Source organism: Kitasatospora sp. NPDC032121 (assembly GCF_055580145.1).
The window spans coordinates 83,587-97,605 of sequence record NZ_JBVILX010000016.1; the positions used below are offsets into that span (position 1 = coordinate 83,587).

Sequence of the window (14,019 nt, forward strand, 5' to 3'; positions counted from 1 at the left end):
AACGCCGAGCGGTTGTTTTTGCCCCAGCAGATGTAGGACTGCGCCTCCCCCCCCCCCCCCCCTCTCCCCTCCCCCCCCCCCCCCCCCCCCCCCCCCCCCTCCCCCCCCCCCCCCGGCCGCTTTCCAGGTGCTTCGGCGCCTGCGGAGCCGGTCGGTGTTCGCCCGCCAGGCAGCGCCGGGACGCGCCAGACCGCGTCGGGTCCTGCCGAAAGGTTTCGGCGGGGCCCGACGCGGCTGCCCGGACGCGGCCGGCAGGCGCTACTTGCAGGTGACCAGCAGGCCGAGGACGGCGCTGCAGCTGCGGGTGGCCCGGCTGGTGGCGGGCGACGGGTCGGCGGGCACCCCGGCGGTGCGGGCCACGGTGACGTCCCAGCTGCGGAGCAGCGAGAACAGGCCGACCGTGATCGAGAAGTGCCGGGTGGTGCTCGCGCCCTTGGCCAGCGGCGCGGTCAGCGCGCAGCCGAGCTTCCCTCCCGCGATCGTGCAGTCGCCGGAGGTCGCGCTCAGCCCGGCGGGCAGGTCGGCGGCGACGGTGGCCGTGGTCACCGGGTCGGGGCCCTGGCCGGTGAGGGTGACGGTGTAGTCGACCCGGCTGGAGAGCAGCCCGGTCACCGGGGTCGCGGTGAGGGCGACGCCCAGGTGGGCGGCGGGGGCGGCGTAGGTGAAGCGGTCGGCGGCGACGACGGCGCTGGTGCCGCCGGGCGCGGTGACCCGGACGTCCACCGGCCCGGTGACGGTGGTGGCGGGGGCGGTCGCGGTGCAGCTCGCCTTGGTGCAGCTGAAGGAGGTGGCGGCGCCGGCCGCGCCGAAGGTCACGCCGGTGGCGCCGGCCAGGTCGGTGCCGGTGATGGTCACCGTGGTGCCGCCCAGCCCGGAGCCGCCGTTCGGGCTGATCGCGGTCACGTCCGGCACCGGGAGCGGGAAGTTCACCACGTCGACGGCGTTGCCGGCGAAGTCGGCGAGGTAGCCGTGCCGCCCGTCGGCGGTCAGGGCCAGGCTGTACGGGCTCGCGCCCACCGGGACGGTCGCGGTGACCGTCCGGCTCGCGGCGTCCACCACGCTGAGGGTGTTGTCGGCGTAGTTGGAGACGTAGGCCGCCGCGCCGTCCGGGGAGAGGGCCACGGCGTAGGGGCCGGAGCCGACCGCGACGGTGCCGAGGACCGTACCGGCCGCGGTGTCGATCACCGCGGCGGTGGCGTCGTCGCCGTCGGCGGCCCACAGCCGGGTGCCGTCCGGGCTGAGCGCGAGGCCGAAGGCGCTGTGGCCGACCGGGACGGTGCCGCTCACCGTGCCGGTCGCGGTGTCGACCACAGTGACCGCCTTGGCGCCGGAGGCGGCGACGTACAGCCGGGTGCCGTCCGGGGAGAGGGCCAGTCCGTGCGGTTCGGCGCCGACCGGGACGGTCGCGGTCACGGTGGCGGACGACGTGTCCAGCACGCTCACGGTGCCGGCGGCGGCGTTGCTCACGTAGGCGCGGGAGCCGTCCGGGGAGAGGGCGAGGCCCCAGGGCTGGGCGCCGACCGGGACGGTCGCGGTGACGGTGTCGGTGGCGGTGTCCACGACGCTGACGGTGTTGTCCAGGTGGTGCGTCAGGTAGGCCCGGTGCCCGTCGGGCGAGACGGCCACGGCGTACGAGCCCGTCCCGGCGGTGAAGGTGCCGGAAACGGTGTTGCTCGCGGTGTCCAGCACGCTGACCGCGCCGCTGCTCTGGCTGGTCACGTAGGCGTGGCCGCCGTCCGGCGTCAGCGCGACGCCCGCCGGGTACGGCGCCACCGCCACGTGCGCGGCGACGCCCGGCGGCGGCGTGACGGCCTCGGCCGTCGCGGGCAGCGCCAGCAGCGCGGCCGTGGTCGCGGTTATCGCGGCCACGGCCGTCCGGGTACGGCGGGGTGTGCGGGCTGTTCTCACGGATCTCTCCAGCTGCTCGGCGGTACGAACGGTGCGGATGTGGTGGTGTTCGGAGCCGGGGGAAGCGTAAGAGCCGCCCTGACGCTCCGTCAGTGAGTGACCACTAATGTCGCCAACTGTTCAGATTCGATCGCAAGCACCCTCTTCGAACCGGTGTGTCGAGGGTCTCGATCGAAGTCGTGCAGAAAATTGGAGTTGGAGAGTCGCATTCGATAGCGTTTCGAACGTGAGGCTGACCAAGAGCACCGACATCGCCCTACGGATCGCCATGCGACTGGCCGTCCTGGACGAGGGCGACACCCCGACCACCCGCGAGGTGGCCGAGTCGGTCGGCGTGCCGTACACCCACGCGGCGAAGGTGGTCAGCCGGCTGCAGCACCTGGGAGTGGTGGAGGCCCGACGCGGTCGCGGCGGCGGGCTGACGCTCACCTTCGCCGGGCGGACCGGCTCGCTCGGGCTGCTGCTGCGGGAGCTGGAGGGGGTCGGCGACGTGGTCGGCTGCGAGGACGATCCGCCGTGTCCGCTGCGGGCCGCGTGCCGGCTGCGCGGGGCACTGCGGGGCGCCCAGGAGGCGTTCTTCGCGGCGCTCGACCACCTCTCGGTCGCCGATCTGGTGGCCTCCCCCACCGGTCCGGTCCTGCTCGATCTGACCACCGCACCCACCGGGACCGCCGGACCCACCGGCTGATCAGCCCACCCGGGGCCGCGTACCACCCTGCGGCCTTTAATACGCATCTCAGATACCAATAAGGAGCCGTCTGATGCTGTCCGCGAAGTCCGCCGAGGTCATCGAGGCCACCCTGCCCGTCGTGGGCGCCGCCATCGGTGACATCACCCCGCGCTTCTACGACCGGATGTTCGCCGCGCACCCGGAACTGCTGCGCGACCTCTTCAACCGGGGCAACCAGGCCAACGGCAGCCAGCGCGAGGCCCTGGCCGGCTCGATAGCCGCCTTCGCCACCGCGCTGATCGCCGACCCGGACCAGCGGCCGGACGCGATGCTCGCCCGCATCGCCCACAAGCACGTCTCCGTCGGCATCGGCAACGACCAGTACAAGATCGTCCACGAGCACCTGTTCGCCGCCATCGTGGAGGTGCTCGGCGAGGCCGTCACCCCCGAGGTCGCCGCCGCCTGGGACGAGGTCTACTGGCTGATGGCCAACGCGCTGATCGCCATCGAGGACCGGCTGCGCGCCGAGGTCGCCGCCGGCGGTGACCCGGCCGACCTGTGGCGCACCTACACCGTCGTCGCCCGCGTCCAGGAGACCGAGGCCGTCACCACCTACCTGGTCCGCCCGACCGACGGCCGTCCGGTGCCCGCCTTCCGCCCCGGCCAGTACGTCTCGGTGCGCACCGAACTGGCCGACGGCGCCCACCAGATCCGCCAGTACAGCCTCTCCGGCGGCGCCGACGGCGCGCTGCGCTTCAGCGTCAAGCGCGAGGACGGCGGCGAGGTCTCCGGCCACCTGCACGACCACCTGAAGGCCGGCGACTCCATCGAGCTGGCGCCCCCGCTGGGCGACATCGCCCTGGCCGACGGCGACGGCCCGGTGCTGCTCGCCTCCGCCGGCATCGGCAACACCCCGATGACCGCCATGCTCGACCACCTTGCCGCCACCGGCTCCACCCGGCGGATCGTCTCCGTCCACGGCGACCGCGACCAGCTGAGCCACGCCTTCCGGGCCGAGCTCGCGCAGCTCACCAGCGCGCTGCCGAACGCCACCTCGCACGTCTTCTACGAGCAGCCGCTCGGCGAGTGGCCGGCCGAGCGCACCGGCCTGGTGGACCTCTCCACCGTCGAGGTCCCGGCCGGCACCACCGCCTACCTCTGCGGCCCGCTCCCCTTCCTGCGCGCCGTCCGCGAGCAACTGCTGACCGCGGGCGTCCCGGCGGCGGACATCCACTACGAGGTGTTCGGCCCGGACCTGTGGCTCGGCGCCTGAGTCCCGGACCCCGGGCCTGAGCCCGGGCTCGGCGCCCGAGGTCCCACCGCGGCACCGGTCCGCTCGGTACGATCACGAGCGGCCCGGTGCCGCTCGGCGTCCGGCACCGTCCGTGCGCGCGTACGTCCGTACGTCCGCCGGGAGTTCGGCAGGAATTCGGCAGGAGTTCGGCAGGAGGGAGCCCGGATGCGGGTCGCGCTGTTCGCCACCTGCGTCAACGACGCGCTGTTCCCCGCCACGGCGGTGGCCACCGTCCGGCTGCTGGAACGGCTCGGCGTTGCGGTGGACTTCCCCTCCGGGCAGACCTGTTGCGGGCAACCGCAGTACAACACCGGCTACCGCAGGGCCTGCGAGCCGCTGCTCAGGCGGACGGCGAGGGCCTTCGCCGGGTACGACCACGTGGTGACGCCCTCGGGCTCCTGCGTGGCGATGGTCCGGGACAACTACCCCCGGATCGGCGCCCGGGCCGCCACCGAGGGCCGGGGCACCGAACTCGCCGACCTGGCCACCGCGCTGGTGCCCCGGGTGGTCGAACTGACCGAGTTCCTGACCGACGTGCTCGGCGTCGAGGACGTCGGCGCGTACTTCCCGCACACCGTCACCTACCACCCGTCCTGCCACGGCCTGCGCCTGCTCGGCCTCGGCGAGCGCCCGCGCCGGCTGCTGGGCGCCGTCAGGGGCCTGGAACTGGTCGAGCTGCCCGGGGCGGAGGAGTGCTGCGGCTTCGGCGGCACCTTCGCGGTCAAGAACGCGGCGGTGTCGGCCGCCATGGCCGAAGACAAGATCGCCAACGCGCTGAGCACCGGCGCCCGTGTGCTGTGCGGCGCCGACAACTCCTGCCTGCTGCACCTCGGCAGCACCCTGCGCCGCCGGGGCGCGCCGCTGCGGCCGCTGCACCTGGCGGAGATCCTGGCCAGCACCGAGGAACACCCCTGGAGGCCGTCGTGAGGCACGCGTTCCTCGGCATGCCCGCCTTCCCCGAGGCCGCTGCCGGGGCCGTACGGGACGAGCGGCTGCGCGCCAACCTGCGGCACGCCACCCACACCATCCGCGACAAACGGGCCCGGGCCGTCGCCGAACTCGCCGACTGGGCGCGGCTGCGCGCCGCCGGGAAGGCGATCAAGGACCACACGCTGCGCCACCTCGACCGCTACCTGGTGCAGTTGGAGGAGTCCGTCACGGCGGCCGGCGGCACCGTGCACTGGGCCGCCGACGCCGAGGAGGCCAACCGGATCGTCGCCGGACTGGTCAGGGCCACCGGCCGGACCGAGGTCGTCAAGGTCAAGTCCATGGCCACCCAGGAGATCGAGCTCAACGAGGCGCTGGCGGCCGAGGGGATCACCGCCTACGAGACCGATCTCGCCGAACTGATCGTGCAGTTGGGCGACGACCGGCCCTCGCACATCCTGGTGCCGGCGATCCACCGCAACCGCGCCGAGATCCGGGAGGTCTTCGCCGACCGGATGGCCTCCTGGGGCCGCCCGGCGCCCGAGGGCCTCACCGACTCCCCCGCGGAACTCGCCGAGGCCGCCCGGCTGCACCTGCGGGAGAAGTTCCTGCGCGCCGAAGTCGCCGTCTCCGGCGCCAACTTCATGGTCGCCGAGACCGGCACCCTGGTGGTGGTCGAGTCCGAGGGCAACGGCCGGATGTGCCTCACCCTGCCGCGCACGCTGATCTCCGTGGTCGGGATCGAGAAGGTCGTGCCGACCTGGCGGGACCTGGAGGTCTTCCTCCAACTGCTCCCCCGCTCCTCCACGGCCGAGCGGATGAACCCCTACACCTCGCTCTGGACCGGGACGACGGCGGGCGACGGCCCGTCCGAGTTCCACCTGGTGCTGCTGGACAACGGCCGCACCGCCGCGCTCGCCGACCGGATCGGCCGCCAGGCGCTGCGCTGCATCCGCTGCTCGGCCTGCCTCAACGTCTGCCCGGTGTACGAGCGGGCCGGCGGGCACGCCTACGGCTCGGTCTACCCGGGGCCGATCGGCGCCATCCTGACGCCCCAACTGCGCGGTACCGCGAGCCCGGTGGACGCCTCGCTGCCGTACGCCTCCTCGCTCTGCGGGGCCTGCTACGAGGTCTGCCCGGTGGCGATCGACATCCCCGAGGTACTGGTGCACCTGCGCGAGCGGGTCGCCGAGCAGGGCGGACACCCGCTGGAGCGGGCCGCGATGGCGGCCGCCGGGTTCGTGCTGGACCACCCGGCGGCGCTCACCGCCGCCGAGCGGCTGGCCGGCCGCACCCGGCGGCTGCACCCGCGCCGGCTGCCCGGGCCCGGACGGGCCTGGAGCGACACCCGGGACCTGCCGGAGGTGCCGGCCGAACCGTTCCGCGACTGGTGGCAGAGGAACCGCGGATGACCACGTCCGACCGCAACCCGCCCGAACGGCCGTCCAGCTCCCGCGAGTTGGTCCTCGGCCGGATCCGGGCCGCGCTCGGCGACACCGCCGCCGTCGCCGAACAGCCACTGCCCCGCGACTACCTGACCGCACACGTGCCGCCGGACGACCCAGCGGCGCTGCTCGACCTGCTGCACCGCAACCTGGCCGACTACCGGGCCCTGGTGCACCGCTGCCCCGAGGACGAACTGCCCCGGAGGATCGCCGGGTTGCTGGTCGAGCGGGGCAGCAGGACGGCCGTGGTGCCCGCCGGGCTGCCGCCCGCCTGGCTCACCGCGGCCGAGGCCGAGGGGATCGAACTCCTCCCGGACGACGGGACGTTGACCGCCGCCCGACTGGAAGCGGTGGACAGCGTGGTGACCGGCTGCGCGCTGGCCGTCGCCGAGACCGGGACGATCGTGCTGGACGCGGGCCCCGGCCAGGGGCGGCGGCTGCTCTCACTCGTCCCGGACCACCACGTCTGCGTGGTGCGGGCGCCGGAGCAGGTCGTCGCCTCGGTGCCGCTGGCGCTGCCCCGACTCGATCCGGTACGGCCGCAGACCTGGATCTCGGGGCCGTCCGCCACCAGCGACATCGAGCTGGACCGGGTGGAGGGGGTGCACGGGCCGCGCACCCTGGAGGTGCTGCTGGTCACGGCGCCGGGAACCGGCTCCGGGCGGGCCCTCACTCCGGCCTGAGCTCCAGGGTGCAGCACTTCGCCCCGCCGCCGCCCTTCAACAGCTCCGAGACGTCCACCGGGACGGGCTGGTACCCGTGCTCGACCAGACGGCCGGCCAGGTTCTTGGCGGCCTCCGGCAGCAGCACCCGGCGGCCGTCGGAGACCGCGTTGAGCCCGAACACCTCGGCGTCCGAGCGGTCGGCGAGGATCGCGTCCGGGTAGAGCGCGCGCAGCACCGAGCGGCTGTCGGCGTCGAAGGCCTCCGGGTAGTACATGACGTGGTCGTCGCCGAGCACCGCCAGTGCGGTGTCCAGGTGGTAGAAGCGCGGGTCGACCAGGGTCAGGCTGACCACGGGGACGCCGAACAGCTCCCCGGCCTCGGCGTGCGCGGCGCGCGAGGTGCGGAAGCCCGTCCCGGCGAGCACCCGGCGGCCCACCACCAGGTGATCGCCCTCACCCTCGTTGACGTGCCCGGCGCGGCGCACCTCGCGGTAGCCGCGCTCGCGGAACCAGGCCTGGTAGGCCTCCGACTCGGCGGCCCGCTCCGGGTGGCGGAAGGTGGCGACCAGGGCCCGGCCGTCCAGCACGGTGGCGCCGTTGGCGGAGTACACCATGTCGGGCAGGCCGGGCACCGGGTCGATCAGCTCGACGGTGTGGCCGAGCCGGCGGTACGTCCAGTAGAGCCGCTCCCACTGCCGCAGGGCGAGCGCGGTGTCGGTGGGCTGGGAGGGGTCCATCCACGGGTTGATCGTGTAGTTCACGGTGAAGTGCGTCGGCCGGCACATCAGGTAGCGCCGCGGCCGGGCGTGGCGCTCCGGATTCTGCGTGAGCATGGCTCAACCATCCTTGGATCGCGGGGAGTTCGTCGCGTGGAGTTCGGGGTTCGCGGGGCCGAACACCTTCGTTCCCAAGGCGGCTGCCCCGACGGAACCGTTCGCACACCGGACGGGCGCTCCCGGCGGTCGCACGCCCCCGCGCACCCGGCGCAGGCACCGGCGCATCGGACCGCCGGGGCCGTTCTGCGGACATCGGGTGGCTGCCGCCGGGCGCCGGGCGGCAGCCGCCGCCCGGCGCCCGGCGGAGAGGGCCGAGGAGGGCACGTGGCCCATCTCACGTGCCGCCGGGGTCACCTACGGTGGCGTAGGTCACTTGATTGGGTGAACTATCTCCTTCATGCCGAATCTCCAGGAGACCCTTGACCTCGATTCGTATGCCGCCCTCGGGGACAGCTTCACCGAGGGTCTGAACGATCCTGGCGTCGACGGCAGGTTCGCCGGGTGGGCCGACCGCCTCGCCGGGCTCCTCGCCGCCGGACGCCCGCCGGGCGCCTTCCGCTACGCCAACCTCGCGGTGCGCGGCCGACTGCTGGACCAGATCACCGCCGAGCAGGTGCCGCAGGTGCGGCGCCTCCAGCCCGACCTGGTCACCTTCTGCGCCGGCGGCAACGACATCCTCCGGCTGGGCGCCGACCCGGACGAGGTCGCCGAGCGCTTCGAGGCCGCCGTCGTCCAACTCACCGAGAACGCCGGAACGGTGCTGATCTGCACCGGCTTCGACACCAAGGACGTGCCGCTGCTGAAGCACCTGCGCGGCAAGATCGCCACCTACAACGGGCACATGCGCGCCGTCGCCGACCGCAACGGCTGCAAGGTGGCCGACCTGTGGTCGCTGCGCGCGGTGCAGGACCGCCACGCGTGGAGCGAGGACCGCCTGCACCTGTCCCCCGAGGGCCACCAGCGGGTCGCCCTGCTGGCCGCCCGCTCGCTGGGCCTGCGCACCGAGCAGGACCCGGAGGCCCCGTGGCCGAACGCCCGCGCGCTCAGCCCCGCCGACCAGCGGCGGGAGAACATCCAGTGGGCCCGTGAGCACCTGCTGCCCTGGGTCGGCCGGCGTCTGCGCGGCGAGTCCTCGGGCGACCACCTCGAGCCCAAGCGACCGGAGCTGCTTCCGCTCTGACACTCCGTCAGGACGGTCGGATCGGGCGGCTTCCCGCTCAGGCGACTCCCGCTCCACCGGCTGCTGCGACCCGTGAGGTCCGCAGCAGCCGGTGGAGCAGGCCCGCACAGCCCGCGCCGACCAGGTACCAGAGCAGGTCCGGCGGGTTGAAGGTCGAGCCCAGCACCAGCCGGACCGCCGTGCTGTGCCGCCCCCAGGCGTCCGGCAGACCGGTGAGCTGGAACAGCTCCACGGCCCAGCTGAGCGCGGCGGCCAGCAGGGCGGCCCGGCCGGGGCGCACCCTCGGCACGGCCAGCACCAGCAGGGCGTACAGCAGGACGGTGTAGAGCGCGTCCCCGGCGCACTTGGCGAACTCCCCGCCCAGCACCGCCCGCACGCCCAGCCCGGCCACCACCGTCAGCACGGCGGCGCACCCCGCCGCCAGGCGCGTACGCCGGTGCGCCCGAAGACCGTTCCCCCCGAGATCGTTCACCCGCACCACGCTACCCGGCACCTCCCCTCCCTCGAACGCACGCTGCCCCAGGGGCCTTCGCCCTCTCCGCCGCGCCCGCGCCCCACGCACTCCTCGCCGCCCCCACACACCGCACACCGCACACCGCACACCGCACACCGCAAGCGGACCGCCCTCCCCCGGAACCACCACGCCACCCCGTACGTCCATCCCCCCGAACGAACGTCCGCGCAGGTCGCGGGCGGGGTGAGGACCGGAAGGGACGGGCTGGGACAGTGGCGCACGTGGGTGGGGCCGAGGTGGTCGAGGCGCAGTCGGGGCCGACGGCGGGGCGGGACGAGCGGACCCGGCGCGGGTTCGCGGTGGCCGGGTTCGCCTCGGCGCAGGACGGGCGGGCGCGGGAACGCGGCAAGGAGCTGCGGACGCGGGTGCCCCGGGAGCGGCACGCGGAGTTCACGCCCGCGCCCGACCGGCCGACGGCCGTGACCGCGCTGGAGGCCTCCAACACCGGCCGAATAGCCCGGCTGGTGCCGATCCGGGTCGGCCGGATGGCCGCGACCCCGTTCGCCTTCCTGCGCGGCTCGGCCGGACTGATGGCCGCCGATCTCGCGGGCACCCCGGTGACCGGGGTGAACGCGCAGCTCTGCGGGGACGCGCACGCCGCGAACTTCGGCCTGTACGGCGATGCGCGCGGCCAGATCGTGCTGGACATCAACGACTTCGACGAGACCGTCCGCGGCCCCTGGGAGTGGGACCTCAAGCGGCTCGCCGCCAGCCTGGTGCTGGCCGCCCGGGAGACCGGGGCGAGCGAGGCCACCGCGCGCGAGGCCGCCCAGCACGTGGCGGGCTCCTACCGCCGGACCGTGCGCACGCTCGCCAAGCTCCCCGGACTGGACGCCTGGAACGCCATCGCGGACGAGCAGTTGGTCTCCTTCGCCGAGGCGCACGACCTCGCCGAGGTGCTGCGGAAGGTCGGCGCGAAGGCGCTCGGCAACACCAGCGCGCGGTTCGCCGCCCGCAGCACCACCCGGACCGCGGACGGCGGTTGGCGCTTCACGGCCGCTCCCCCGGTGCTCACCGAGGTGACCGACGCGACCGCCCGCGCCGTCGCCCACGCGCTCGGCCCGTACGTCAAGACGGTGCCGGCCGAGGTGCGCACCCTGCTGTCCCGCTACCGGGTGCAGGACGTGGCGTTCCGGGTGGTGGGCACCGGCAGCGTGGGCACCCGCTCGTACGTGGTGCTGCTCACCGACCACCGCGACCAGCCGCTGGTGCTGCAGGTGAAGGAGGCCCGTCCGTCCGTGCTGCTGCCGTACCTGCCGGCCGGGGCGCAGTCGGAGCCGGACGGGCACGAGGGCCGCCGGGTGGTGCTCGGCCAGAAGCACATGCAGGTGGTCAGCGACACCCTGCTGGGCTGGACGACGGTGGACGGACTCCCGTACCAGGTACGGCAGTTCCGTAACCGCAAGGGCAGTGTCGACCCGGCCGCGCTGCAGCCCTCGCAGTTGGACGACTACGCCCGGATCACCGGTGCCCTGCTGGCCCGGGCGCACTCGCACACCGTCGACCCGGGCCTGCTGGCCGGGTACTGCGGCAAGAGCGAGGCGCTGGACGAGGCGGTCGCCGCCTTCGCGGTGGCCTACGCGGACCGCACCGAGGCCGACCACGCGGACCTGCTGACGGCGGTGCGCAACGGGCGGCTGCCCGTCGAGCACGGCGTCTGATCCGCCCGGCCCCTGGCGGCTCAGCGGGCGGCCCCGGCGGTTCAGCGGGCCAGGAACGGCGCCACCGCGGCGACGAACTCCGCCGGCCGGGCCGCGTGCACCAGGTGCCCGGCCTCGACGGTGACCAGGCGGCAGTCCGGGATCAGCCGGGCGAGTTCGGCGATCCGCTCCTGCGGGATGTGGCTGGCCGGGCCGCCCGCCACCGCCAGCGTGCGGGCGGTGATCCGGGCCAGGCCCGCCCGCCAGGCCGGGTCGGGGTCGTCGAGCTGGGCCCGGACCGCCCGGACCATCGCCCAGTCGAAGTGCACGTCCGGGTCCGGGTCCTCGGGCAGCGCGCTCGCCGGGCGCGGGTACAGCGCGGGGATGTCCTCCAGGACCAGCCGGTCGATCCGCTCCGGCGCGGCCTGGGCGAGCAGGTAGGCGACGGCGCCGCCCATCGAGTGGCCGACCAGGTCGACCCGGGCGAGGCCGAGGGCGTCGAGGAAGGCCCGCACGTCGTCCCGCATCGCCTCCAGGGAGTAGGAGGCGGTGCGGGAGCTGTCGCCGTGGCCGCGCAGGTCGAGCGCGTACACGCGGTGGGCGGGGGCGAGGTCCGGCAGGACGGTGTCCCAGTCGGCGGCGCGTTCGCCGAGGGCGTGCAGCAGTACCAGCGGCGGTCCGCCTGGCCGTCCGCTCTCGCGGTAGGCGAGCGTCGCTCCGGGCAGGTCCACGGTCCGGTTCCGTACGTCGGTCATGCCCGCCACGGTACGGGCCGGTCTCGGCTAGCGGACCGGCGTTCGCCCTCGGCTCACCGCGACCGGTTCGTCCTCGCGCTGCTCCCGCGCCGCGGCCCGGCCGGCGAACACCGAGGTCAGGACGGCGAGTCCGGCCACCGCGGCGCACACCACGCTCGCCGTCAGGTAGGCGGAGCGGTGCCCGCCGCCGCCGGCGGTCTCCCGCAGGTAGACCCCGGACAGCGCCGAGACCGCGACGGCCGCCGCGATCCGCTGGGCCATCTGCAGGATCGCCCCGCTCACCCCGGCCGCCTCGGCCGGCGCGTGGCGCAGCACGTACGCCTGGTTGGTGGAGCCCATCAGGCCGATCGAGGCGCCGCCGAGCAGTTGCAGCAGCGCCAGCAGCCAGGGCAGGACGGCGACGGACGCCCAGTGCGCGAGCAGCCCGCTGAGCAGTATGGCGAGCGCGGAGCCGGCCATCGCGGCGGTGACGGTGCGCCGGCCGTGGCGCTGGACGACCCGCCAGGCCAGCGCGGAGGCCACGCCCATCGCCACGGCGGAGGGCAGCGCGACCAGCGCGGCTCCCATCGGGGAGAGGCCGAGGCCGTCCTGGAGGAACATGGTCAGGACCAGCGAGGCGGCCAGCGAGGAGCCGAACTGGGCCATCGCGGTGGCCGTCCCGAGCGCGTACGGTGCGGAGCGGGTGAGGGCCGGGTGGATCAGTGGCCGGCCGCCGGCCCGGGCGTAGCGGCGCTGCCACCAGGCGAGCGCGCCGAGCAGCAGCAGGGCGGCGGCGGCGAAGGCGAGCCAGCCGGTCCAGCCGGGCGGCCGGACGAAGGGCAGCATCAGGGCCAGGGTGAGCGCCGCGACCAGCAGCAGCCCGACGACGTCGAGGTTGGCGTTCCGCGCGCTGGGGCGGGGTTTCGGCAGGTGACGGGCCGCCAGGGCGACGGTGGCCAGGCCGAAGGGGACGTTGAGCAGGAAGGTCAGCCGCCAGCCGTGCTCGGGGCCGGCCAGGGCCAGTACCGCGCCGCCGATCGGCGGGCCGAGCGCGAAGGCGAGGCTGCCGGTGACGGCGTACATGCCGAGGGCACGGGCCCGCAGCTGTCCGTCGAAGACGTCCTGGAGGGTGCCGATCATCTGGGAGTTGACCAGGCCGGCGCCCGCGCCCTGCACCAGCCGGGCGGCGATCAGCACGCCGGGTTCGGTGGCGGTCGCGGAGACCAGGCTGACCAGGGTGAACAGGGCGAGGCCGGTGACGAAGAACCACTTGCGGCCCCTGACGTCGCCGAGCCGCCCGCCGGGGATCAGTGCGAGGCCGAAGGCGAGCGAGTAGCCGGCGACGATCCACTGGAGGTCGGCGGGCCCGGCGTGCAGGGTCTCGCGCAGGGCGGGGATGGAGGTGTTGAGGACGGACTGGTCGAGCAGCGTCGTGAAGCCGCCCGCGACGCAGACCAACAGGACCCGGCGCCCGGCGGCGTCGAAGCGCTCCTTGGGCTGCTGGGACTTCCCGGACCCTTCGGGGGCCCTGCTCCTCCCGGGCTCCTCGGCTATCGGGCCGGTGGCGGCGCTCACGGTTCGACCACCACCAACGCGTACCGGGCCTCGCCAGGGCCGAGGCTGCGGAAGCGGTTGGTGGCGCCGACGTAGCGCAGGCAGTCGCCGGGGCCCAGGGGCTGCGGTTCGCCGTCCACCGTCAGCTCCAGGTTCCCCTCGAACAGCCAGAGGTGGTGCTCCCGGCCGGGCGGGCAGGCCCGGTCGTAGGCGATGTCCGCGCCGGCCGGCAGCCGGCCCTCGATGATCTCCGCCCGCAGCGAGCCGTGCGGCGGCGAGACCGACCGGCGGACGAACCCGGTCGTCCCGTCCCGCCAGACCTGCTGCTCCCCGGCGCGCACCAGCCGGTCCGGGCCTGACTCCACCTCGGCCAGCAGCCGCGACATGGTCCGCCCGTACACGGCGCACAGCCGCCCGAGCAGCGCGGCCGTCGGACTGACCTCCGCCCGCTCCACCCGTGACAGCGTCGACCGGCTGACGTCCGCCAGCCGGGCCAACTCCTCCAGGGTCCACCCGTGTTCCAGCCTCAGCTCGGCGAGCCGCTGTGCCAGCCGCTCGTCGGCGGCCGTGTCGATTCCCATATTCGTGATGCTATCCCGGATCTGAGATCCACTCACCGGGCGAGGGCCGCCGGATCCGTCTGCCCGGAACCTCAGGAGTGACGCGATCCCCGGAACCCCAGGAGGGGTGGGCGACCGTCGTCCCGCTCGAAG

General features: G+C 74.6%; 13 protein-coding genes. 7 read left to right on the plus strand and 6 right to left on the minus strand.

The window, feature by feature from the left end; all coding sequences use genetic code 11:
* Positions 1–258 precede the first annotated feature (258 nt).
* A complete protein-coding gene (locus ACZ5OX_RS30480; RefSeq protein WP_465634458.1) occupies positions 259–1,869 on the minus strand; it encodes a YVTN family beta-propeller repeat protein in 1,611 nt (536 codons plus the stop codon).
* A gap of 265 nt (positions 1,870–2,134) precedes the next feature.
* On the opposite strand from ACZ5OX_RS30480, the gene ACZ5OX_RS30485 reads away from it, so the two are divergent.
* The 5 genes from ACZ5OX_RS30485 (at position 2,135) to ACZ5OX_RS30505 (ending at position 6,927) form a co-directional block, all read left to right on the plus strand.
* Complete coding sequence (locus ACZ5OX_RS30485; RefSeq protein WP_465634459.1) at positions 2,135–2,596, plus strand: RrF2 family transcriptional regulator; 462 nt, start codon at positions 2,135–2,137, stop codon at positions 2,594–2,596.
* Between the two features lie 73 nt (positions 2,597–2,669).
* Positions 2,670–3,851 carry a globin domain-containing protein gene (locus tag ACZ5OX_RS30490; RefSeq protein WP_449790702.1) on the plus strand — a complete coding sequence of 394 codons (1,182 nt, stop codon included), beginning with the start codon at positions 2,670–2,672 and terminating at the stop codon, positions 3,849–3,851.
* Between the two features lie 186 nt (positions 3,852–4,037).
* Entirely contained in the window at positions 4,038–4,799 is a 762-nt protein-coding gene (locus ACZ5OX_RS30495; protein ID WP_465634460.1) for a (Fe-S)-binding protein, read from the plus strand.
* A 17-nt stretch (positions 4,800–4,816) separates the two neighbouring features.
* Positions 4,817–6,211: a lactate utilization protein B gene (locus tag ACZ5OX_RS30500; RefSeq protein ID WP_465634574.1), complete on the plus strand. Its 1,395-nt coding sequence runs from the start codon at positions 4,817–4,819 to the stop codon at positions 6,209–6,211.
* On the plus strand, positions 6,208–6,927 hold the full coding sequence (locus ACZ5OX_RS30505) for a LutC/YkgG family protein (RefSeq protein WP_465634462.1): 720 nt from the start codon (positions 6,208–6,210) through the stop codon (positions 6,925–6,927). Before ACZ5OX_RS30500 ends, ACZ5OX_RS30505 begins: the two co-directional genes overlap by 4 nt.
* On the opposite strand, the gene ddaH is transcribed toward ACZ5OX_RS30505, so the two are convergent.
* The gene (ddaH, locus tag ACZ5OX_RS30510) at positions 6,914–7,741 is read right to left on the minus strand and encodes a dimethylargininase (RefSeq protein ID WP_465634464.1); all 828 of its coding nucleotides are present in this window, start codon (positions 7,739–7,741) and stop codon (positions 6,914–6,916) included. The two genes, ACZ5OX_RS30505 and ddaH, sit on opposite strands and share 14 nt — an antisense overlap.
* Before the next feature lie 340 nt (positions 7,742–8,081).
* On the opposite strand from ddaH, the gene ACZ5OX_RS30515 reads away from it, so the two are divergent.
* Positions 8,082–8,864, plus strand: a complete 783-nt coding sequence (locus ACZ5OX_RS30515; RefSeq protein WP_465634465.1) for an SGNH/GDSL hydrolase family protein — start codon at positions 8,082–8,084, stop codon at positions 8,862–8,864.
* 37 nt (positions 8,865–8,901) lie between these two features.
* Here the strand turns inward: ACZ5OX_RS30515 and ACZ5OX_RS30520 are convergent, their stop codons facing one another.
* Complete coding sequence (locus ACZ5OX_RS30520) at positions 8,902–9,342, minus strand: ribosomal maturation YjgA family protein (protein WP_465634575.1); 441 nt, start codon at positions 9,340–9,342, stop codon at positions 8,902–8,904.
* 248 nt (positions 9,343–9,590) lie between these two features.
* On the opposite strand from ACZ5OX_RS30520, the gene ACZ5OX_RS30525 reads away from it, so the two are divergent.
* Positions 9,591–11,039, plus strand: coding sequence for a DUF2252 domain-containing protein (locus tag ACZ5OX_RS30525; protein WP_465634467.1), 1,449 nt, complete (start codon positions 9,591–9,593; stop codon positions 11,037–11,039).
* 41 nt (positions 11,040–11,080) lie between these two features.
* On the opposite strand, the gene ACZ5OX_RS30530 is transcribed toward ACZ5OX_RS30525, so the two are convergent.
* The 3 genes from ACZ5OX_RS30530 to ACZ5OX_RS30540 are packed head-to-tail and all read right to left on the minus strand — an operon-like array spanning position 11,081 to position 13,887.
* On the minus strand, positions 11,081–11,773 hold the full coding sequence (locus ACZ5OX_RS30530) for an alpha/beta fold hydrolase (RefSeq protein ID WP_449790696.1): 693 nt from the start codon (positions 11,771–11,773) through the stop codon (positions 11,081–11,083).
* Between the two features lie 27 nt (positions 11,774–11,800).
* Positions 11,801–13,327 (minus strand): MFS transporter, encoded by a 1,527-nt coding sequence (locus ACZ5OX_RS30535; RefSeq protein ID WP_465634468.1) that lies wholly within the window; start codon positions 13,325–13,327, stop codon positions 11,801–11,803.
* The gene (locus ACZ5OX_RS30540; protein ID WP_392915644.1) at positions 13,324–13,887 is read right to left on the minus strand and encodes a helix-turn-helix domain-containing protein; all 564 of its coding nucleotides are present in this window, start codon (positions 13,885–13,887) and stop codon (positions 13,324–13,326) included. The genes ACZ5OX_RS30535 and ACZ5OX_RS30540 overlap by 4 nt, the downstream gene beginning before the upstream one ends.
* Positions 13,888–14,019: the final 132 nt, after the last annotated feature.